Annotated in this window: 1 protein-coding gene; it reads left to right on the top strand. The window is 73.0% G+C overall.

Going from position 1 to position 307, the window contains the following annotated elements; genetic code table 11:
• Positions 1-307: hypothetical protein (locus R5H29_RS22175; protein WP_332329869.1), on the top strand; the 307-nt coding region annotated here is incomplete at both ends.

Below are 307 nucleotides of genomic sequence, written 5' to 3'. Positions count from 1 at the left end.
GGAACCGGCGTCGAGCTGCCGAGCGACCCGTTCGCGTTCACCCTCGGCGTGATCCTCGGTCGGGTGCCCTGGCCGGCAGCCGCGACCTGGATCGTCGCGGTGCTCCTGGCGATCGTCCTCGCCCTCGTCGTGCTCGCGATCGTCGGCGTCGTGCGCTACCGGAAGGGCCGTACCCGCGTCGACCGGGCCAGCAGCTACATGGGGCGGGGGAAGGACGTCGAGGGCCTGAGCAAGCGCAACGCGCAGGCGCAGGCGACCCGGCTCGGCGTCACCGGCTCTCTCGGCGTGCCGATCGGCAAGACCCTCG

The sequence above is a fragment of the Stenotrophomonas sp. A3_2 genome, assembly GCF_036624925.1.
Lineage (GTDB): Bacteria > Pseudomonadota > Gammaproteobacteria > Xanthomonadales > Xanthomonadaceae > Stenotrophomonas > Stenotrophomonas hibiscicola.
The sequence above is the reverse complement of the archived record's forward strand: the minus strand, read 5'-3'. Positions and strand labels throughout refer to the sequence as shown.